Consider the following 22,308-nt stretch of genomic DNA (forward strand, 5'->3'; position numbering starts at 1 on the left):
ATATAAATTTTTTGGTTATAATTTTAATCCTTATATTAGCTCGCTAATCTAGTATATGGGCTTTTAGTAAAAAGTTTGAAAATCCCTATTTTCAATATATTTTTTGTTAAGATCAAAGGAAGAAAAATGGCTTTAAAAGCCCTCATCACAGGATTTACTGGGCAAGTTGGCTCGCAAATGGCTGATTTTTTGTTAGCAAATACTGATTATGAGATTATTGCTTTAATGCGTTGGCAAGAAAGTATGGATAATATCTATCATCTTACAGATCGCATTAATAAAAAAGATCGCTTGCAAATTTTTTATGCGGATTTAAATGATTATTCAAGCTTGCAAAAGCTTTTTGAAACTCATATGCCTGATTTTATCTTTCACCTAGCAGCTCAATCTTTTCCAAAAACTTCCTTTGACATACCCATAGAAACCCTACAAACAAATATCATAGGCACAGCTAATATACTTGAAAATATAAGAGCCCTAAAACAAAGCAAAAATTACGATCCTATAGTGCATGTGTGTTCATCAAGCGAGGTTTATGGTAGAGCAAAAGCTGACATTAAGCTTGATGAAAATACCCCATTTCACGGAGCAAGCCCGTATAGCATCTCTAAAATCGGCACGGATTATTTAGGACGCTTTTATGGTGAAGCTTATGGTATAAAAACTTTTGTAACAAGAATGGGAACACATAGCGGACCAAGAAGAAGCGATGTCTTTTTTGAAAGCACAGTTGCTAAGCAAATCGCTCTTATAGAAGCTGGTTATCAAGAGCCTATTATCAAAATAGGAAATCTTGAAAGCATAAGAACCTTTCAAGATTGTAGAGACGCCATAAGGGCGTACTATTTACTTGCTTTAGAGAGTAAAAAAGGAAATATACCTTGCGGAGAAGCCTTTAATATAGCCGGGGAGGAGGCTTTTAAGCTTCCTGAAGTCATAGACATCTTACTTTCTTTTAGCACAAGAAAAGATATAAGTGTGCAAACTGATAAAGAGCGTTTAAGACCAATTGATGCGGATTATCAAATGTTTGATAATACCAAAATCAAAAGTTTTATTAACTGGAAGCCTGAAATTCCAGCTAAACAAATGTTCAAAGACTTACTTGATCACTGGCGAAATGAAATTAAAAAAGGACGTTTGCCACTTAATCGTTAATGCAAGTTAATTTTGATTTTTATACCATTCATACATTTTTTTAATCCCTTCCTCAAGTGAAATTTTGCTTTTCCAGCCTAAAGCATTGATTCTAGAACAATCCATAAGCCTATCCATAGAACTATCTGGTTTATTAGCATTAAAAACTAGCTCGCCATCAAAGCCTATGATTTCTTTTACCATTAAAGCTACTTCGGCTATGGTATAATCAATACCAGTACCAACATTTATATGCGTATTTTTGATGAACTTTTCGCCCTTTTTGTATAAATCACTAAAATTTACATTTTGCATAACAAAAATGCTTGCATCAGCTAAATCATCGCTATGTAAAAATTCTCTTCTTACCTTGCCAGTACCCCAAATTTCAACACTTTTTTCACTTATACCAAAGCGATCTAAAAAAGCCTTAAGCTCAGATTCATCATTAAGTTGGGTATCTTGCTTTAAAGCATCTATATCTTTGTCCCTTAAAAGTTTAGCTAAATGAAATTTGCGGAGTAAGGCTGGTAAAACTCTAGCCTTAGCAAAGTCAAAATTTGCCCTTGTGCCATAAAGATTGTTAATGGCTAGGCATAAAAAATTCGTGCCATATTGTATATTATACGCCTCACACATCAAAATTCCACTGAGTTTCGCTGTGCCAAAAGAAGCTGCACCGTATTCTAACTCACCTTGAAATAAATACTCCTCTTTGAGTGGATTTAAAGCTTTCTCAGGATACATATAACCAGAGCCATAAAATACAAGTTTTTTTACCCCACTTAAAAAACTTGAGTGAATGACATTGTTTTGCATCATAGTATTTTCATAGATAAAATCAGCTCTTTGAGCTACATTAGCTGCCCCACAAGGAAGCACAGCTGCCATAAATACAAATTCAGGCTTTTCTTGCATGAAAAACTTGCGTACAGCTACTTGTGAACTTAAATCAAGCTCGCCATGACTTTTTAGCACTAGATTTGTAAAGCCTCTTGCTTGCAAATTTTCTACCAAAGCCGTGCCAGCTGTACCTTTATGTCCTGCTACGAAAATTTTAGAGTTTTTTTGCATATTAATGTCCTTTGGTGTAATCGTGCAAAGTAGCTTCTATGTCTCTATTTGAAAGAATTGGCTTTAAAAACCCCCAATCAACGCCTATTCTTTCATCATTATATGCAAAGGTAAATTGATCTGGGGCATCTAGGTATTCGCCCTCATAAGCAAGTTTGTAATAATACACAGCATCTTTGCTTCTTACATAATGGGCATTTCCCATATTTGGTGGAAGTAAGATGAGTTTTTGTTCGTTTTGATTGATGATAAAACTTTCATATTGCAAATAAGTAGGGCTATCTTTTCTACAATCAACAACAACTTGCAAAATTTCGCCATACACGCAAGTAACAAGCTTATAAGTTTTTTCATCGCCATGAATGCCACGTAAAACATTAAAATGCGAGTTGATAAATTTATCATGTTTAAATTTAATGCCATCTGGCACGAGTTTTGCCAAATCCTCATCAGTAAAAGCCGTCCAAATCTCACCTCTTAAATCTTGAAATTTATTTGGGGTGATAATATACACACCTTTAAGCTTAGAGCTTTGCTTAATATCAAATTCTATAGCCATTTTTACTCCTTTTTTTCTTTTTAAATTTACTATAAATGCTCAATACCTTAAATGGAAAGATAAGAGGATTTTTTATCAAAGCATTGCCAACTTGATATGATAGGTGAGACTTTATTTTCATAGCTTCTTCATAATCTGCATAGTCTTCAAGTTTTTTCGTATTTTTAGTATGGGATTGTTTAAAATTTTTAAAATCCTTATATAATTTAAATGGCTGTTTATAAAAATTATTAAAACTTGTTTTGACTATGGTCTGTCCTAGCCTATACGACAAATGGTTTTTAACAATATCTACTGCACCATCTTTTTTATGACCAAACTTTTTAAAAGTATTTTTTTTAAGTATTTGAGAGTAAAAATCAAGAGCTTTTTTTTCTATATTTAACCTCAAAAATTCAAAATCTTGCCTTAAACTATCAATAGAAAAAGCTAACATCCACCAAATATTATAAAAAGGATATGTAATCATGTATTCTTTTGCGTAGCCATAGAAATTTAAATCATATGGATTAGCCCATGGCTTATAACATTCATAATTACAAAATTGCACAATTTTAACATCATGTAACATATCCAACAAATCTTGTTGAGTGTAATTCCAAACAGGAGTTGAACATTCATCTTTAAAAGTATTTTTTAAACCAATTTGAGGTCTGGTAAAAATACCAACCATCAAATTCCATTTATTTGACAATAGATGTATTTTTGGAGCAGTAACTAATGGGAAAACATCTAAAATTCCCTCCAGCTTATAATTTCTTAAATAATATGCACATTTTTCTTCTATATTATTGCTTTTCCACTTTTCAATATTAATAAGCATAACATCATTGTTTATATAATATTTAGCTTGATCAAAACGCAAATCAGGTTTTGTAGGATCGTTATTCAAAGCTATTCTTACATAACCATGATAATTATTGCAATCCCAAGCTGCAGCTATGATATTATCTTTTAAGTCAAAAGCAAAAAGCTCCCTTATATCACCAACACATAAAGTATCTGCCCCCAAAAATAAACACTTATCAATATGATTAAGAATCCTTGGTGCTTGAATTTTATAAAACATCGCGGCATGATTAGACCAAGGAACCCTAGAAAAACCATCAAAATCATTAATATCGACCGTATGAAAAATAAGATTGCAAGGATAAATTTTATTTAAGTCAGCAATCATATTTTGTAATTTAAGCTGAGCATCTTTTGAACAATTTTCTGTGAAAATATGAAAAGCATATCCATCTTCTTTGTCTTTAGAAGGATTTTCATACTCTTTTTCTTGACAAATATCAGCAAAAGTTTTACTTAAGTCTGTATTTTTAACAATACTTGTCATTACTACAGCGGCATATTTTACATATTCTTCACTCACTCCAAAACAAATATTGAGCATGATTACTTCCTCTTTTTAAATGTAATATCCTTAAAAAAATTAACTGGATATATTATATACCCGCCCCTCCACCAATTTTTATGTGCATCTACTAACATTAAACCTATTCTATAAGATAGATGCCTTTTGATCTTTAATGCCCTATCATAGTCTTTATAAGTTTCTATAGGTGGCAATTTTATCATTCTTTGTTTTTTGCTTTTTTGTGATTGGATAAGCTTATACAAAGAATAAGGAAATTTTAAAATATTTGAAATTTTTTTCAATCCAATAACTTGTTGACCAAGCTTATAACAAAAATAATTTTTGATTCTATACTCTGCGCCATATCTTTCTTCAAGTATGCGTTGTGCCACCAATAAAGTATTAGGATATTGATCTGTTGCGGCACTAAAATAATTATCAAAAACTTCAGCATAAACTACCCCCTCCCACCCATGTAACAATAAGGTCTCTAAATATTCATGCTTCCTTGTTTTAAAAACATTCTTTAAATATTCCTCTGCTTTATCAAATTGCTTATCTCGCAAAAAACAATCCACTATGTGTATTCTATACTTATCATTGTCATCATCATACTCTAAAGCTTGATATAAATAAGATTGCAAAATTTTAGTAGCTAGATTATTTTTCTTCGCTAGTAAATATGTATGAAATAAAGAAAAAGCTTTTTGATCAGGATGTAAATTTAATTTCTTAAAATTTTCTTTAACGATCTTGTATTGTTCTTGGATATCAAAGATTTCATAGTAATTATATAATTTAACTTCCGAATTTATCAATTCAGAAAGTCTAATAACAGCACTAAAAGTTCCATATATTTTTTTAGCTTCTGACATGAAGACCACATCAAAAAGAAAAAGCTCTAAAGTGCTAAAATCTTCACTTTTTCTAAATTTTTCTATGGAAATGACATTCTTTTTATCAATAACCCTAACTAAATGCTCTATAGAGTCTAAATCATCTCCTACAATAACTACATTTTCGCCCTGCATTTTTTTCTCAACCAAAGCAATAGATAGCTCATATAATGCAGCATGATAAACACTTTGAAGATTAAATTTTCTCAAATTGCAGTAGCTGTAAATTGAATCTCCACTTCTTAAGTGAATGATATTAAAATTTTTATTCAAGCTTTGTGCAGCACTTAAAGCCATATCCATAACCTGCTTAAGTTTTGGAACAAAACCTATTTTTTTCCAAATTTCTTCAGTTTTTCTTCTATAATCCATAAAATCCAAATGCAACTCTTGAGCCATATTACTATGATGAACAAAGAACAATTTAAATTCTTTATTATCAAATTTATCTTTTATATCTTTTAATGTTAATTTGCCAAACCAAGTAGAAACCTCAAAAATTTCCTTAGGATAAGTAGTCTTTGAAAAAAGCCAATTTGTATTGTATGAATAGGTATTTTCAAGAAAAAATTTCTCAATAAATTCCTCAGTAAAAACCTCTTCTTTTTTTTCTATACTACTACCTATAACTCTTTGCTGTCCCACTTGTCTAAAATTATTGCCCTTATCAGCACTTACTGCATCTTTATATATTACTATTGAATCGTTCCAAAAAAATTTCACATTTTTTTCAGAAGCTATCATACTTGCTAAATAAAATGCGTTTAATAAGGATAAAAACCTTGACCCACTCCCATCATCTCTTACAGCGACAAAATATGGTCCATTATCTTGTTCAATCACTTTTTTTAATACCCCTTGTTATATAATCATAAATTTCTTTGCAACTTTTTTCTTTTGTTTGTTTTGGCACTTTTTTGACTTCAAAGCCATGGTTTAAGAACAATTCTATTTTCTCTATAACTTCGGCTTCGTTATACAACACAGAACATAGAGTATTATCCGCAAAAAAAGCCTCTTCACAATACAATTCTAAAATTTCCTCTTTTTTTTCAAAATGATAAGCTATGCTAGGCTTTTGAATGATATGAGCATCATAAAGAAATGGGTGATAATCACTAAGAAATATACTCGCTTTTGCTAATAAATTTAAACTATCTCCAACTTTTATTTCTATGAATTCATAAGATGAAAAAAACTCTACATACTCATCTGTTTCAAGATTCAAGACAATTTTTAATTTATAGGTTTTTATTAAATCTTGAAATTGCGAGTTATTAATAAGACTATGCCATCTCTTAAAATAAAGACTCTCTTTAAACATGCTATAATTTTCAAATTTTCTAAACATAGGTTTGATTAAAATAAAATTTTCTATTTTAACTTCTTGTTCTAGCAAGTACTCAAGCCTAGGCGAATGACCAAAATACTTAACTTCCTTTTCCGTAAAATCATAATGACTAAAATCCTGAACAATCATTTTATATTCTTGAGCATTTGAACTGATGAGTAAATCTACATTAATTGTATTCATTAAATTTGAAAGATCGCTGGCAAAATTTAAAATATTGCTAGGCAAATAAACAAAATATTGATTTTGGACTTTAGCTTTAGCTTTGATAAACTTAAATTCTCTATAAATAAGTCTAGATGAAAATATTTTTGCACATCGTTGAATTTGTCCTTTAAAGGCAAAGGAATTGATGTTTAATAAAGCAAAACCCTCTTTTTCAAGCCTTTGCCAATCAGATGATTTATTATTGAGTGCAAAATAAATTTCTTGTTCAGGATAGTTTTTCTTAATAAAGCGATAAAGGCACTCAGCATTATCACCGGCATTATTTGTTCCGTCAATAAAAATCCAAAAATTAGATTTTTTGGCATATTCATCTTTAATTTTATGTATTTCAGTAAAAACTTTTTTAACTTTGGTTGAAAAAATTTCTAAATCTTTTACAAAAAGCTTAAGTCTAAAGGCATAGCTTTTTGGCAAACGCACACAAATACATTTTTTATATATAAAAACACGATTTAAAAAATCATATTGCACAATTTTGCTTGATATGGCACTCATATCTTGATTATCTAAAACGATTCTTGCACTATCATTAGGCTCGGGAGTAAAATATGTAATAAGAATTTCATTATTTGTATGATCATATTTTTCTATATAAGCTTTTTGGTAGTTTAGACTTTGTGTTTTTTTAAAACAATAAAGCATTCCTATTTGATGAAAAGCATAAGCATTGATAATCCGAAAATCAAGAATCACATCATCGCTAATATAAGAAAAAATTTTATCCAGGGTTTGAAGGTATTCTTTTTTTTCTTCCTCACTCAAAAAATACAAGGCATTAGGATTATTGACAAAAGAGTGTAGATTCCACACCACAGCCACGATAACCTGCTTTTGCACAAAATCAGGCACGCAAGCCTTTTGAGCTAAAGTTTCTTCTAAAAGTTTTAGATATCCTTCCTTAAAGGTAAGCAGATAAGTCTTTTTTTCTTTTTGAATGGTATCTATGGTTGAAGACTTATCTTTTCTCTTTCTATAATAATACTTAGCAGAAGGCAACACAGCAGTCAATCCATCTTCATTTTCAAGCAAAAACCAAGTAACAAACACCGTATCTTCATTGCCATATCTCATACTTTCTAAAAGACGAAGTTTTTTTAAATTTTTAATGCAAAAGACACTTGAGGCCATCACTCCAAAAAGTGTATCATCGATATGATAATTTGACACTATGTATTCATCTTTTTCAAATACATAATGAAATTGATTATCAAGAGATGTTTTCTGGCTTGCTTCATAATAAAGAATCAAAGGACAACCTACCAACCTTATATCTTTGTTTTTATGCTTACATAAAAAATTATCTATATTATAAAAATACTCAGAATCTAAAAAATCATCAGGATCCGTAAAAGTAATCCAAGTAGGAGCAAAAGCTAGTTTTGACAGATTATTATCCAAATATTCAAGTCCTAAATTTCTCGCACTTGCCTGCCCGCCGTTTTCTTTGTGAAGATAAATGATATTTTCTGGAAATTGATTTTGATATTTTCGAATAATTTTTGCCGAATTATCACTACTTCCATCATCTACACAAATAATAATAATATTTTTTTTAAAATCAAGTCTTTGTTTAATAATGGATCTAAAATAATCATCTAGATACTTTTCAACATTATACACAGCAGAAACAATGACATATTTTTGATAGGCTTTGTATTTTTTAGGTTTAAATCTTTTTAAAAAAATTTGAATAGGAAATATCCTTTTTTTTAAGGCATCTCCAAAAAAAGCTTTTGGATTTTCTCTAAGTTTTTTAAGTTTTTTGGGAGTTAAAAAAGTTGCCAAAGTTTCACCTTATTTCAGTATTTTTAATATACAAGAACAAAATTATATCAAAAAATAAATAAATATAAGCTTTATTTAATTTATAGATTTACCTTTTATTTGGTATAATATCAAATCAAAGTTTAAAAATAAAAATTTACTTTGAAGTAAAATTGTAATGAGGTAAGATTGATGCAAAAAAGATATTTAGCAAGTTTTGGGGATATAAGACTTGGCATTAGTGCTAATCGTTTTCATAAAAATGCTTTAGCAATGCGAGCTTTTGATGATATTTTTATTTATACTGAAGCAAGCTTACCTTTAGACTTTAAAGAAGAGTTTAAAGATAAATTTTATATTCGTGAAGGAAGTATAGGGCAATTTTATAATTCTGGCACTCCTATTGATATGGGGGGGGGGGGCAAGCTTATTGCTAGCCGAGGTTTTGGATATTGGGTTTGGAAACCAAAAGTTATTTTAATGGTCTTAGAGCAAATCAAAGAAGGGGATTTGCTCATCTATTGCGATATAGGTTTTGAGTTTAATACTGACAGGCAAGCTGAGCTTTTCAAGATATTTGATGAGCTTAATGAACATGAAATCATGGCAACACGTACCAAAGTGCCTCAGAAAATATGCAACAAAGCGGACTTGCTTGAACACTATGGCTTAAGAACTAATGAAGCTTTTTTAAATTCTTACAACCATGCAGCCGGTGTTGTTTTTATTAAAAAATGTGAAAGAACTGTAAATTTTATAAAAGAATGGCTTAGTATGTTTTATACACATTATCATCTTATTGATGATAGTCCTTCTAAACTTCAAGAACATCCTGAGTTTATACAAAATTTACACGATCAGAGTATTTATAGTATTTTATGTGATAAATATAAAGTTTTTGAGTATAAGGATGAAGCATATTTTCTCACTCAAGAAAGCCCACTACAGTATCACAGAAACAAAGCTTATTTGCCAAATTCATATGAAGATAATAAGACTTTAGATAAAACCATAAGAAGAAATAAATACGGTAACATTACTATAGAGCTCATTCATAAAAGCTCAATACATTATGAATTTTTGCTCAATATCTTATCAAATTTTAAACTTGATAGTATATATGAGGACTTTTCTAAAGCATATATTGATAATGATAGGGATGGAATTTTTACCTACGCACAAGCAATTTTAAATCTTGTATCTTGGGACTTTTTAAAATATAAAAGTTTTGAAAAATTACAAGATTTTCCAAATTTAAAACAAATTTTAGATCAAAACAAAGCTAATAGTTCATTTTTAACTTTTCAAATGCACAATAGCGCTAAGAACAGAATTCGTAATCACTTGGCCTATAAAATAGGCTCAACTATAATAGAAAATTCAAAATCTTTACTTGGATATATAAGAATGCTTTATGTTTTATCATATATAAAAGATAAACACAAAGAAGAACAAAGAATTTATCAAGAAAAAATAAAAAACAATCCAAATTCAAAACTTCCTCCACTTGAAACTTATATAGATTATAAAGAAGCCTTAAAACTTAAAGAGCATTTATCTTATAAATTAGGCTCTGCTTTTATCAAAGCACACAAAACTTGGTATAAAGGTGGATATATAAAATTCATTTTTGTTGATGTAGGTAGAATAAAGAAAGAATTTAGGAAAATAAAATAAATTTACCTAAATCTTCTTCTAAAGCTTAATAATAAATTTAACAAAACAAAAAAAATACTATCATAAAAAACAACTGACAATTTTAAAAAATGTATTTTAGCTTTTTGAAAAGAAAAACCCTCTACTCTTGCACCACATATAAGGTTTTTAGACAAAGCAAAAAATAAATTTAAAGATAAATCAAAACAAAAGTTCCAAATCACACCCTGCCTATATCATAAAGCTGGATAATGCCTACGATTTTACCTTTTTTTGATACTGGGATTTCTTTGATTTTATGTTTTATCATTAGCTCTTCAGCTTCTGTTGCCATAGCATTTGCATCTATTGTTTTTGGATTTTTACTCATGATTTCTTTAGCTAAAAAATCAAATCTTGGCTTATCATTTGCCTTTAAAGCCCTTCTTAAATCTCCATCTGTGATGATGCCTATGAGTTTTTCATCTTCTAAAACTATACAAAGTCCTAATTTTCCACTTGTCATCACATCAACAAGTTCATTAAAATTCGTTTCAGGACTGACTATAGGAAGCTTTTTCACCATCAAATCTTCTACTTTTGTGAGTAATTTTCGTCCCAAACTTCCTCCCGGATGAAACAAAGCAAAATCATCTGGCTTGAATTTTCTCTCTTTCATCAAAGCAGCAGCGATTGCATCGCCCATAGCAAGCGTAGCTGTAGTGCTACTCATAGGAGCAAGTTGCAAAGGACATGCCTCTTTTTTGACATAAATATCTAAAAAAATATCAGCTTGCTTGGCTAAGGTTGATTTAGCTGCACCGCACATTGCAATGAGTGGAATTTGGCATCTTTTCACTGCTGGTATAAGCTTTAAAATCTCCTCTGTTTCGCCTGAATTTGAGATCGCTAAAAGCAAATCTTCATTTGTAAGCATTCCAAGATCGCCATGTAAAGCTTCAGCTGGGTGCATAAAAAAACTTGGTGTGCCTGTGCTTGCTAGGGTTGCGGCGATTTTTGCCCCTATATGCCCTGATTTTCCCATGCCACTAATGACGCAACGTCCTTTGATTTTCAAAATTAATTCTATAGCTTTTACAAATTTCTCATCAAGCCTTAAAGCCAAGTCTTGTATGGTTTTAGCCTCGATCTCAAAGACTTCTTTAGCGATATTTAAGATAGTATTTTTCATCATTTTTCCTCATCATAAATTCAGCACAACATTAGTTGCAATGGCGATTTGGTATAAAATTTGAGTGAGCATACTTACAACTTGAAGATCTTGACTATCAACTTTTGGTAGGACGAGTATGCTATCTCCGGGCTTTATGTTCGTGCCTGAACCAAAAAAGCTTGCGGCATATTTTTCAGCCTTACCATTTGAGCGTATGACAAGGATTCTTGATTTATCAGCTCTTTGACTAAAATCACCGGCAAGTTGTATATAATAACGCATTTTTTCATTATGCATATATACAAAAGCCCCCGGCAAAGCAACTTCACCTTGAACTAAAACAAGATTATTTTTGCTTGGAACGACGATAAGATCATCTTCTTCAAGCACTATATTTTTATAAGCTCTTGCATCATCGATGATGATTTGTCCTTTTGGCTGCACTTGTTTTGCTCTTTCGATGAACTCAAGTATAGTTTTTGCTTGTGTTGCACGCACAGCTGCTATATCAGCATTGACCGCAGGGGCTGTTAAAGCTAGCGTTTCAAGCTCTTTAAGCTGGGCTTCTATAAGCTTTTTTTGCGTCAGTGCGACACTTTTTCGAAACACTTGCACGGAGTTAATATCTGATTGGGCGTTTGTGGTGATACTTCGAACTACTTCTTCAAGCGTAGTACCTTTTCTTACCACTACAGAATGAAGTCCGCTATGTTCGCCTTCTATCCTCACACTCACGCTTTGAGCAGTATAATCAGGACGAAACTCCACCTCATCACCGGTATTTAACTTTACATTTGCAAAGTCTTTTTTTGTATAAGCTTTTACTTCTAAGGTATGATTAGCTGCATAGCTTTTAACGATGGCATTTGTAACAACAGGCTTTGCTCCAGCAACTATGGCTAAGTCTTGTAAGGTAAGAATATCATTTTTAAGCTCAAAGCGAAAGGGTTTTTGCACATCTCCGCTTGCAAAAGCGTATTTTTGCACGCTATCTACAAACACGACATCTCCTGTCCTAAAAGCAAATAAGTTCATCTTGCCCTTAAGCAAAAAATCATATAAATCAAGCTCTTCTACAAGTTTATCATCTCTTAAAATGCGTATATTTCGAAAACTTCCATAGTCCAAATTTATGCCACTTGCTTTGTCAAGGTATTGGATTATCGAATCTGAACTTAATCCTTGATAAAGCCCGGGTGCATTGACATTTCCCGTTACAAAAACGCTCACACTTTGATAAGCGTTCATATCTGCATACACAAAGACATTGTTTTTATAAATTTTACTTACGCTAGCTTGAATAACCTTAAGCAAATCAGCATTTCTTACGCCTAAAACCTTAATCGCTCCAACTTGAGGCACGAAAATATTGCCTTGAGAATCCACAACCAAATTGCGTTCAAACTCAACTGCACCCCAAATTTTAAGGCTGATTTGATCGCCCACAGCGATTTTATAATCTGGATTATACACATGCTGGGTATTTTTGCTGAAATTCCCACCAAATAAATGAGAGCCAAAGACTTGAATGACTGGAGTTTGGACGAGATTTGATTGGGCTGAAGTGTTGTTTTCAAAAGTGGCATTTGAGCTAGTGTTTAAATCGTTTGCTAAAACGCTCGTGCTTGTCGTTCCAGCAATTTGTGATATATCAACAGCCAAGGCTAATAGTGGCAAAATGAGGCTTATTATAATTTTTTTCATTAGTATTTATGCTCCTCTATGATCGTTTTTATAAGCTTTGCTACCCCAAAAACAAGGCTTAAGATCACAAAAATTGTGATGATATTATACAGCTTTTTAGGATACATCGCGCTTTGTGGAGTGGTAGGATTTTGAATGATGACAAGTTGTTTGATCTTTCGTATAGCTTCTATCCTTGTTGTTTCAAATGCTTTTAAAGCCGCTGTATAGGCACTTTCAGCAAAACCAGCTTCAATGGTAAGTTTTTGAAAATCAGCGGCTAAGTTATTAAGCTTTGATGTATTTGAACTTGAAGCAATGCGCGATTTTTCAATCTCAAGTTGTTGTTTTAACGCACTAATTTCAGCTTTTAGAGTGTTTAGTTGAGGAGCATTTTCGTTGATATAGCTTTGCATAGCTAAAAGTTTGGCTTCTTTTTCAGCGATACTGCCTTCCATTTGGGCGATAAAACTTGCTCTTGATTCAGCTTCTTTTAAAGGATCAAAAACACCATGTTCGTTTTGAAAAGCTGTGAGCGCATCAGCACTTTGTTGGTATTTAATCTTGTATTTTATCAACTCTTCTTCAGCAAAAGTAAGCTGCTCTCTTGCACCTTTGTGCGAAATTTCATTCACAAAACGTTCGCTTTCATCAAGTATGTTTTGAGCGATAAGATGAGCTTGTTCTGGAGTAAAGCCCTCAACTTGCAAGACGAGTAAGCCGTTATTATCCGTGATCTTTACCCGAGCTTGATAAAATTTCAAAAAGCTTTCTTGATCAGCTGAAGGGCTAAGAGAAAAGAAAGGATCAAGCTTTTGAGCTTCATAAAATTTGCGAATGCCTATCTTTTGATCTAAAATTTGAAGCATATCCAAAGACAAAATATAAGTCTTAAGATAAGCAATATCTTCATTTGAAGCTACCCCTTTTCCACCGAGCAAAGTTGTTAAACCACTTAAAGAATCTGAACTTGAATCAGGATTTGTGGAACGCACACTTATCACGCTTTCGCTCACATAGCGATCAGCCGCGATAAAATAATAATACCCCAAAACAAAAGCCATCAAAACAAGTATAACCTTATAGCTATCAAGCAAAAAAAAACTTTTAAGCTTTTGTGAGAAAGAATTTTCTTGAATGGTTCTAAAGGTTTTTGCTGAATTAAATTGTTTCAGTTTAGCAAGCACTTCTTTGTTTTTGATACGAGCGATGATATTATTTTTTTTCATGCGTTATACCCTTAATCTCGCCTTGATACACAGCTATGCCCTCATCAACATCATCATACACATCAACAATACCATCATGAAGCAAGATAATCTTATCACACCACTGCTTAATCTCAGCAATATTATGGGAAACCATGATTACTTTTGAGCTTGAAAGCTTTTCTTCATATAACTTACGACTTTTTTTCGCAAATGCTGGATCACCCACAGCACCAGCCTCATCGATCAAATAATAATCAAAGTCAAAAGCCATGCTCAAACCAAAGCCTATGCGCGAACGCATACCACTTGAATAAGTACTCATCGGCTCATCAAAAAAATTACCAATCTCAGCAAAATCTTGCACAAACTCGATCTTCTCGCGTAATTTTTTGCCTCTACAGCCATAAACTCGTGCCACAAAAGCTATATTTTCTCTTGCTGTCAAAGCACTTTGAAAGCCTCCACCAAGCCCAAGGGGCCAAGAGATTCGCACATTAGTAAGAATTTTGCCCTTATTTGGCACTTCAGCTCCACTAAGCATATTCATTAAAGTTGATTTTCCAGCCCCATTTTTACCCATCAAACCGATAGAGCAACCATCTGGAAATTCAAAGGTAAAATCCCTAAAAACATAATGCTTGCCACCATTTGTTAAGGGGTAAAATTTCGTGATACGATCAAGTTTTATCATACTCTGCTCGCTGAAAGTTCTTGTCTTTTATGATAATAAAACCAAAGCCCCACAAGCAATAGCACTACATTTACAGTCAAAGGATACAGCAAGGTTATACCATCTCGCACAGGATAGTTTTCAAAATAATTCATTCTTAAAGTCTCCATGATATGCAAATATGGATTATAGAGTAAAATTTCAAATAAAGCATCAGGCACAATCCAGCTTGGATAAATCACAGCTGAAGTGATATAAATAACTATGCCAACATAAGGCAAAATAGACTTTAGCACATCAACAAGGTGATTTAATATACTCATACAAAGCCCTAAACAAAAACCAGAAAACACTAAAAACAAAAAGCACAAATACACTTCTAAAAAATGATACGGCAGGACATTGATCGGGCTAAACCAACCCACAAGAAGCATTAAAATTACAAAGATAAAAAAATACACGCATGATTCAACCAAAGTCCTTGCGATAAATACATGGATAGGCTTGACCGGTTTATACGCAAAAAGCCCCAAATTTGACATAATGCCACTCATCATTTGAGTGAGTATATTTCGAAACATAAAAAAAGGGATAATTCCACTTGCTAAAAACATAAAAATTGATATACCATCAGGAACAACCATATGTGTTTGCTCACGGATCAAAGTTACTACGGTTAAAATCACAAAAATTTGAGTCATAGGCTCACCAACTACCCAAATATAGCCCAAGCGTCTATTCTTACCGAAGCGAGTTTTTAACTCTCTAAAAAAAAGTGCGTAAATGACATTAAACATTATATTGTTCGCCTTTTAAATGCCTCAAATGCCGTCCTTAGCCTTAAAATTAATTTTTTAGATTGTAACCAAAAAGATTTAATCAAACTCAAATTTCTAAAGTTTTTTACATTTTAAAATGCTTTAAACACTTAACTTTAAACACAAAAAAGATGATTAAACCGCTGTAAAATATAGAAAAAATAAGGTGAAAAAACAAAAGCCTCATGGAAAATAAATTTTTTCGCTCAACTGATTATCCGTAAATTTCGCCCATACTATCTTTAGGGCGTAAAAGTCAGTCTTTGCAAACCTTGCAAAAATAAAACGTTTTAGATAAATCTTTTTTTGTGCCTCACTTGCTTTTTCAAAAACAGCCTTGATTTGCACTCCTTTTAAAAGAGCGATTTTGCTGTCTTTGGCGATATTTACGGCTATATTTGGGTGCTTTAAGCTTAACTTTACATGCTTTGAATTGCAATCAGAAGCGATAATAAGGCTTAAACTCTCTTCATCAAAGGCATAAAAAGCATTCGCAACATATACACTTAAAGGAATTTGACTTGGAATTTTTATATTAAAAGCCATATCATCGATACTTGCAAGGCTTAAAAGCCTCATTTTATGAATAAAGTGCTTGATTGTTTCGTGCATAAAAAAATTATAACCAAAAAAGTTAAAAAAAATAAAATATTGTCGATGTAAAAGCAGAACTACAATTAAGGATAAAAAAATGCAGGTTGATACAAGCAAAAACCAAAATTTAGCCTTTTCATACACCACAATTAGTGGTAAAAACCTTTCTATGGCAATGTTTGACAACCAAAGCGTAAGCTATACTCAAGAAAGCGATAAACAAAACTTAAATTTACGCCGAGAATACGGCTTTAGCTTTACTTATCAAGGCTCACAACTTACCCAACAGGACTTAGATGAAATTCAAAACGCAATGAAAGAGATAGAACCAATCATCAGCGACTTTTTAGAAAACTCAAAGCTTGGGGGCTTAAAACCAAAAAATTTCATTGAAAATGCGATGAAAATCGCCAATCTCTTACCAACTCCAAGCGATGAAAATACCACAAATGCAACAATGAGTTCTTTGGTTGATCAATTTAATTCTCTCATCAAAGAACATCAAAGTAGCTTGCCACAAGAAAATACCAATATGCTTGAAGATAGCAAAAAACTCATCGAAGAAATTTTAGGAAAAATTCAAGAAAGGCTTAAAGAACAGCAAAAAGGGCTTCAAAACAAAGATGAAAATGGGCTTAATCTCCTTGTTTAAAACTCTTTTTTAAGCTTTTCAATTTCACTTAAAAGCCCGAACATACCAAGTTTAAAAGGGCTTTGATAAGCTTTCATAAAGGCTTTTCCAAGTCTATATGTAAGCTGACGTTTTAAAGCCATAGCCTGAGTATAATCGACGTAAGTTTCAAGCTTTGGCAGAGCTAAGTTTGGATTAATGCTGATTAATCCTTCGTAAGCTTCTTGAGTTTTAATATGCTTTTTAATGATTTTTCTTGCCTTAAAAACAAAACTTATATAGGATAAAAAATGAAGTTTAACGCCCATCATTTCTTGTCCTATCTTGTATTCGAGCTCATTTTTAAAACGAATTACAGCCCCCCTCCCTCCCCCTTTATCCACAGATAAAAGCTTTGAATTCTCATTAAGCTTTTTAAAACTCTCTTCAAAATACAAAAATAAATTCCAAAGCTCCTCTTCTTGTAACAAAAAAGCTAAATTTCTTAATTCTTCGGCAAAAAAAGATGTATGCAAGGCATTTTGCCACCATTTTTTTCTAAAATGCGAGATAAAAATATCTTTTTTCTTTGAAAATATACCCTCCCAAGGTTTAGAACAGCCTAAAAAATGAATAATTCTTGCATTTTGTTTTAAATGCTCCCACTCAGCCCTAGTAAGCTCACTTGAGTAAAATTTACTCTCATCTTTGAAAAAATCCCTGCTTTGATTTTCATTGTGCGGATAAAAATTATAAAGCAAGGGCAAAAGCAAAACCCTATCTTTGCAGCAGATATTTAAAGCAGCTTGATCAGGAAGCTCTGGCTTGAACTCACATATATAATCAAAGCATTTTTGCTGTATATCAAGCTCACGCCACAAAACGGCGTTAAAGAGTATAAAGCCCGTATTAAACCATTTAAATTTTAAAGTGTAGTTAAAAGCCGCTGCAAGAACAAAATCTTTTAAATCAAGCGTAAAAAGCTCTCTTAAGTCTGTATTTACATACATATCAAGGTCTAAAGCAAGAACTTTTCTAATGTCTAAAGGCACAAAATTTGCAAACTCAAGTAAAAAATTGGCTACAAAACTTCCCTTATACGCATAGGTATTTTTGTATTTTACATCATCAATCTCATGCACCTCAAACGAACAAGGATAAATAAAACTAAGCTCATCACAAAGCTTAGTGAGCTTTTCTTTGCTTTTTAAAGTAATATTTTTAGCTAAAATGTGAAAAACATAGCCTTCTTTTTGTTCAATCTGGCTTAAGCTTTCATAAGAAAGTTTTGAATATGAACTTTTTTGAGGATGTAAAAAGAGTAATTCCTTTTCTTTAAAAAAGTCTTTAAAAGTGTGCTGGGTATTTGTTTTTAAGATGATATTTCGCATCATAGCAGCTGCGAATTTGATGTATTTTTCATCAGCACAAAAAACGATATGAAACACACCTTTCCTTTCAAAATATAAATCTTTAAGAGTGAAGTATATACAATTTAAGCTAAAAATCTGCTATAATAAAACTTTATTCAAGGAAAAAAAATGACTCAAAACAACATCATCGAAAAAATGCTTCTTTTACAACAAAAGCTAAATGATGAAACAAACGGCAAGGGTTGGGAACAAGGCTATACTAAAGAGGGCAAGCTCATCAGCTTTAGACGGTGCATTTATATGGAATGTGCTGAACTTATTGATTCTTTTGCTTGGAAGCATTGGAAAAGCATTGCAGCACCAACGAATTGGGATAATGTGCGTATAGAGCTTGTGGATATTTGGCATTTTATACTTTCTTTAACGCTTGAAGAGTATAAAAACAAAGGCATTGATGATAAGGTATTTATAGCCGAAGAGCTTAGCTCGGTAAGCGTATTTAATGACTTTTGCAAAGAAGCTGGCGAACCAAAAGAAGATGATATTTATGGCATTATTAATGATATAGAGCTGATTATCCACAAATGTAGTGGTTTTGGCTTTGATATGGGCGAGCTTTTATCAGCATTTTTTACCTTGTCAATGAAGTGTGGTTTAAATCTTTACAACCTTTATAAAGCCTATATAGGCAAAAATGTCTTAAATAAATTTCGTCAAGATCACGGCTACAAAGAAGGAAAATATCAAAAAATATGGGGCGATAAAGAGGATAATGAAATTTTAAATGAAATTTTAAAAACTCAACTTGAGTTTGACGCCATATATCAAGAACTAGATAAGCTTTATACTCGGTTTAAAAAATAAATATAAAGTGTGTTCGTATGCTAAAATTTACGTATTTTTTAGACTTTTGTAAATTGTTAGCAAGATTAACAAATTTTCTTTCATCAAGCAAACAAGGCTATTTTCATGACTGAAGTTTTTTCACTTGCTCTAAAAGACTTTTTTACAAAGAAATTTTTAAAATTTTCCCTTGTGCCTTTGGTTTTAAGCTTTTTTTTGTTTGTGATTTTAGCATATTTTGCTTTTAATTTTTTGTTTGAGTATTTTGATGCTTTATTTGCAAACGCAGAGGAAGGCTCGTTTTTAGCGTGGCTTTATAGCTTTGCGATTTTTCAGTTTATCCTAGCTTTGCTTGGGATCATGTCAGCTTCTTTTTTAGTGGTGTTTGCTTCTGTATTTTTTGCGATTTTAGTCGTGAGCTTTTTAACGCCTTTTATCTGCAAAGAAATTAATGCTAAGTATTACCAACACGATCTTAAAGAACAAGTTTCTTTTTTTAAAGCCTTGTTTAAAATGTTTGTGATCTTTGTGAAATTTTTACTTTTATTTGGCTGTGCTTGCTTGCTTTATCTTGTGCCTTTTGTAAATTTATTTGTGTTTTATCTTGTATTTTATTATCTTTTTCACAAGCTTTTAATCCTTGATGTAGCAAGCTCAATGCTTAATGACAATGAATTTAAAGCCTTTTACGCCAAAAGTTCGCCACTTGAGTTTAAACTAAGCACCCTTGTGTTTTATCTTATTTCTTCTGTGCCTTTGGCTGGCTTGTTTTTACAGGTGTTTTTTGTGATTTTTTTAACACATTTGTTTTATCAAAAAGTGCTTGGCTTAAAAGCAAATTTAAGCCCTATAAAAGAGCATTGAAGCAAGTTTTTGAGTATAAACCTTGCCTTCTTTGACAAGTTGTTCAAGTAGGCTTTGGCTTTTTAGACTTAATTTCATTTCTATATCTTGCTTACTTTGTGGGCGAAGATGAAGCATTTTTAAAAGTTCATTCTCGCTTAAATCAAGCTCTTCTTTTACATAATGTCTTCTAGCAATTACACAAGGAGAAGCCGTGATAAGCTCGCTAAGCTCGCTAAGCGTATCTTCACTTACACCCTTTACAGCATAGGCTGGAGGGCGATCTATGGTGCTTATATCAATGCGATCTGGTTGTATTTTTAAAAAAGCTTCATTTAAGACTTCAAACTCAGCCTTTGTATCATTTAAACCCTGCACCACAAGCACTTCCATAACAAGTTCTCCTTTAAAAGCCTTGCTAAATTCACTCATTTTTTCTATAAGCGTTTTTACTTCTATACCTTTTAAGGCTTTATCTACTCGCAAAAAAGTCTTTTGCACCGCACTATCAAGGCTAAATTTAACCACATCAAGAGCTAAAAGAGCTTTAAATTTAGCCTCATCTAAAACTGCTGTGCCATTGCTTAAGATGAGAAGCTTTTTGTCTTTTTTTATATTTTGAAGGGCTTGTATAAGCTCATTTAGCTTTTCATACATACTTGGCTCACCATTTGCAGTAAGTGTAATGAAGTCAAAATTTATACCCTCATCAATCTTAGCTTGCACGCTTTTAATGATGCTTTCAAGGCTTGCACTTTGTGTTTGCTTACTTTGAGCTTTTTTAGGCTCAAGCTCACAATACACACAATCAAAATTGCATTGCTTGCCAAAAGGACTTAAATCCACGCCTAAAGACAGCCCAAAACGTCTTGAGCTCACAGGTCCAAAAACTATATCACTCAAAGAGCTGAACTTTCTTGCACAAGGCGGATAAAATACTTTGCATTTTCTACAGGAATGTCTGGTAAAATGCCATGCCCTAAGTTAAAGATATGATTTTTACCCTTCATTATGCTTAAGATTTCTTTTACGCCTTCTGCGATGGCTTGTTTTGAGTATAAACGACAAGGTTCAAGATTGCCTTGCAAGGTATAATGCTGGCTTAAACTATCTCTTGCAAGCTCTAAAGGCGTGTCCCAAGACACCCCAAAAACATCAAAATCGCCTTTTATATGAGCTAAATATCCGCTCACACCTTTAGGAAACAAGATTACAGGGATATGAGGATAATTTTGCTTGATAAAATTTGAAATCTCAAGCATATAAGAAAAGGAAAACTCAAAAAAAGCCTCTTTTTCTAAGGCACTTGCCCAGCTATCAAAGACTTGCAAGGCATTTGCTCCAGCTTTGATCTGTGCCTCAAGATAAAGTTTTAAGGTTTGAGTAAGTTTATCAAGCAAGCTGTGTAAAAGTTCTGGATTTTCATACAAAATTCGCTTTGATTGAGCATAATTTTTACTCCCCTTGCCCTCAAGCATATAAGTTGCTATAGTCCAAGGTGAGCCACAAAAGCCAATGAGAGCTTTATCTTGAGGCAGTTTTTCACGCGTTAAAGAAAGGGCATCATAGACATAGCTTAGATTTTTTACAGCTTTTTGAGTATCAAGGGCATTGATTTGCTCTAAAGTAAAAATGGGCTCATCAAACACAGGTCCTTCGCCCTTTTCAAAGCGAAGTTTCATACCCATTTCTAAAGGCACAACTAAAATATCAGAAAAAATGATCGCTGCATCAACGCCTAAAATATCCACAGGTTGCAAGCTTACTTCACTTGCAAGCTTATAATCCTTACAAAGTGAGAGAAAATCCCCAGCTTTAGTGCGAACTGCCATATATTCAGGCAAATAGCGTCCAGCTTGACGCATCATCCACACAGGAGTATAAGGAGTAGGCTTTTTAAAACAAGCGTCGATGAAAATCATTTATTCTCCTTTTTAAGCAAATACTTCAAATTTGATATAAACTTCAGTTTTTTAGGCTGTCTGTGTAAATCTTTAAAAAAATGTGCAAGAATTGTAACCTTTGCAAGCTTGAATTTTGCTAAAAGGGCTTTGATGTCAAGTGGATCATTTTGTAAGGAAATTTTAAATATTTTAAGATAAGTCAGCGTGCTTAGGGTAAAAAAGTCCTTAAATCGAAGTTTAAAATCCTCATCTTTTAAAGACTTTTGATTGTGAAAATCCTCGATCACAAGAGCAAGTTTAACAAAGCAATATGCTTTAAAATACGCCCTTAAACTTTGATAGTCTTTAAAATAAGGCTTTAGAGCAAGTAAAAAGCTAGGCATTTTTTGAGGCATTTGTTTTATCTTTTGCCCACTCATAGTAGAAACTAATCTTATCCTATACACATACAAAGCCTCATTTATATAAGCGATCTTTTTTGCTAAAGCAAATAAAATCGTGCCAAAGTCATGATCTTCGTGAAAAATTCCATGCGTAAAACGTAAATTGTAGTGATTTAAAATTTCACTCTTAAAGCTTCCCTG

General features: G+C 32.4%; 19 protein-coding genes and 1 pseudogene. 5 read left to right on the top strand and 15 right to left on the bottom strand.

Annotated elements, in window-relative coordinates; genetic code table 11:
* Positions 1-126 precede the first annotated feature (126 nt).
* Positions 127-1,158, top strand: coding sequence for a GDP-mannose 4,6-dehydratase (locus DMB91_RS08045; RefSeq protein ID WP_034906539.1), 1,032 nt, complete (start codon positions 127-129; stop codon positions 1,156-1,158).
* A gap of 6 nt (positions 1,159-1,164) precedes the next feature.
* Here the strand turns inward: DMB91_RS08045 and DMB91_RS08050 are convergent, their stop codons facing one another.
* Genes DMB91_RS08050 through DMB91_RS08070 form a run of 5 tightly spaced genes read right to left on the bottom strand, consistent with a single transcriptional unit; the run spans position 1,165 to position 8,387 of the window.
* Positions 1,165-2,211: a GDP-L-fucose synthase family protein gene (locus tag DMB91_RS08050; protein ID WP_034906529.1), complete on the bottom strand. Its 1,047-nt coding sequence runs from the start codon at positions 2,209-2,211 to the stop codon at positions 1,165-1,167.
* Between the two features lies 1 nt (position 2,212).
* A complete protein-coding gene (locus DMB91_RS08055) occupies positions 2,213-2,770 on the bottom strand; it encodes a dTDP-4-dehydrorhamnose 3,5-epimerase family protein (protein WP_034906530.1) in 558 nt (185 codons plus the stop codon).
* Positions 2,754-4,163: a glycosyltransferase family 8 protein gene (locus DMB91_RS08060; protein ID WP_143116890.1), complete on the bottom strand. Its 1,410-nt coding sequence runs from the start codon at positions 4,161-4,163 to the stop codon at positions 2,754-2,756. Before DMB91_RS08060 ends, DMB91_RS08055 begins: the two co-directional genes overlap by 17 nt.
* A 2-nt stretch (positions 4,164-4,165) precedes the next feature.
* Positions 4,166-5,866 carry a hypothetical protein gene (locus DMB91_RS08065; RefSeq protein WP_034906532.1) on the bottom strand — a complete coding sequence of 567 codons (1,701 nt, stop codon included), beginning with the start codon at positions 5,864-5,866 and terminating at the stop codon, positions 4,166-4,168.
* On the bottom strand, positions 5,859-8,387 hold the full coding sequence (locus DMB91_RS08070; protein WP_034906534.1) for a glycosyltransferase: 2,529 nt from the start codon (positions 8,385-8,387) through the stop codon (positions 5,859-5,861). Before DMB91_RS08070 ends, DMB91_RS08065 begins: the two co-directional genes overlap by 8 nt.
* 171 nt (positions 8,388-8,558) lie before the next feature.
* Here DMB91_RS08070 and DMB91_RS08925 point away from each other — a divergent pair, with 171 nt between their 5' ends.
* The gene (locus tag DMB91_RS08925; RefSeq protein WP_185900266.1) at positions 8,559-10,043 is read left to right on the top strand and encodes a hypothetical protein; all 1,485 of its coding nucleotides are present in this window, start codon (positions 8,559-8,561) and stop codon (positions 10,041-10,043) included.
* A gap of 199 nt (positions 10,044-10,242) precedes the next feature.
* Here DMB91_RS08925 and DMB91_RS08080 read toward each other — a convergent pair whose 3' ends face one another.
* From DMB91_RS08080 to DMB91_RS08105, 6 genes are all read right to left on the bottom strand, one after another.
* Complete coding sequence (locus tag DMB91_RS08080; RefSeq protein ID WP_034906098.1) at positions 10,243-11,193, bottom strand: SIS domain-containing protein; 951 nt, start codon at positions 11,191-11,193, stop codon at positions 10,243-10,245.
* Positions 11,194-11,205: 12 nt separating this feature from the next.
* Positions 11,206-12,879, bottom strand: a complete 1,674-nt coding sequence (locus DMB91_RS08085; protein WP_034906095.1) for a polysaccharide biosynthesis/export family protein — start codon at positions 12,877-12,879, stop codon at positions 11,206-11,208.
* Complete coding sequence (locus DMB91_RS08090; RefSeq protein WP_034906106.1) at positions 12,879-13,997, bottom strand: capsule biosynthesis protein; 1,119 nt, start codon at positions 13,995-13,997, stop codon at positions 12,879-12,881. The genes DMB91_RS08085 and DMB91_RS08090 overlap by 1 nt, the downstream gene beginning before the upstream one ends.
* A gap of 76 nt (positions 13,998-14,073) precedes the next feature.
* The gene (locus tag DMB91_RS08095; RefSeq protein WP_034906092.1) at positions 14,074-14,760 is read right to left on the bottom strand and encodes an ABC transporter ATP-binding protein; all 687 of its coding nucleotides are present in this window, start codon (positions 14,758-14,760) and stop codon (positions 14,074-14,076) included.
* Positions 14,757-15,536, bottom strand: a complete 780-nt coding sequence (locus DMB91_RS08100; RefSeq protein WP_034906089.1) for an ABC transporter permease — start codon at positions 15,534-15,536, stop codon at positions 14,757-14,759. Before DMB91_RS08100 ends, DMB91_RS08095 begins: the two co-directional genes overlap by 4 nt.
* A 204-nt stretch (positions 15,537-15,740) precedes the next feature.
* Complete coding sequence (locus DMB91_RS08105) at positions 15,741-16,169, bottom strand: hypothetical protein (protein ID WP_034906086.1); 429 nt, start codon at positions 16,167-16,169, stop codon at positions 15,741-15,743.
* Between the two features lie 79 nt (positions 16,170-16,248).
* On the opposite strand from DMB91_RS08105, the gene DMB91_RS08110 reads away from it, so the two are divergent.
* Positions 16,249-16,803 carry a hypothetical protein gene (locus DMB91_RS08110; protein ID WP_034906083.1) on the top strand — a complete coding sequence of 185 codons (555 nt, stop codon included), beginning with the start codon at positions 16,249-16,251 and terminating at the stop codon, positions 16,801-16,803.
* On the opposite strand, the gene DMB91_RS08115 is transcribed toward DMB91_RS08110, so the two are convergent.
* Entirely contained in the window at positions 16,800-18,209 is a 1,410-nt protein-coding gene (locus DMB91_RS08115; RefSeq protein ID WP_034906080.1) for a glycosyltransferase family 8 protein, read from the bottom strand. The two genes, DMB91_RS08110 and DMB91_RS08115, sit on opposite strands and share 4 nt — an antisense overlap.
* Positions 18,210-18,302: 93 nt before the next feature.
* Between DMB91_RS08115 and DMB91_RS08120 the strand changes: the two genes are divergently transcribed.
* Together DMB91_RS08120 and DMB91_RS08125 are read left to right on the top strand one after the other, a co-directional pair.
* Positions 18,303-18,998: a dUTP diphosphatase gene (locus tag DMB91_RS08120; protein ID WP_034906077.1), complete on the top strand. Its 696-nt coding sequence runs from the start codon at positions 18,303-18,305 to the stop codon at positions 18,996-18,998.
* 105 nt (positions 18,999-19,103) lie between these two features.
* A complete protein-coding gene (locus DMB91_RS08125; protein ID WP_034906073.1) occupies positions 19,104-19,841 on the top strand; it encodes an EI24 domain-containing protein in 738 nt (245 codons plus the stop codon).
* Here the strand turns inward: DMB91_RS08125 and DMB91_RS08130 are convergent.
* The 3 genes and pseudogenes from DMB91_RS08130 to DMB91_RS08930 all read right to left on the bottom strand — a co-directional run.
* On the bottom strand, positions 19,818-20,714 hold the full coding sequence (locus tag DMB91_RS08130) for a radical SAM protein (protein ID WP_034906103.1): 897 nt from the start codon (positions 20,712-20,714) through the stop codon (positions 19,818-19,820). The two genes, DMB91_RS08125 and DMB91_RS08130, sit on opposite strands and share 24 nt — an antisense overlap.
* 5 nt (positions 20,715-20,719) lie before the next feature.
* Complete coding sequence (hemE, locus tag DMB91_RS08135) at positions 20,720-21,742, bottom strand: uroporphyrinogen decarboxylase (RefSeq protein WP_034906070.1); 1,023 nt, start codon at positions 21,740-21,742, stop codon at positions 20,720-20,722.
* A pseudogene (locus DMB91_RS08930) lies at positions 21,739-22,308 on the bottom strand (hypothetical protein); the annotation flags it as partial. The gene hemE and the pseudogene DMB91_RS08930, both read right to left, overlap by 4 nt.

The sequence above is a fragment of the Campylobacter sp. MIT 97-5078 genome (genome assembly GCF_006864455.1).
Lineage (GTDB): Bacteria > Campylobacterota > Campylobacteria > Campylobacterales > Campylobacteraceae > Campylobacter_D.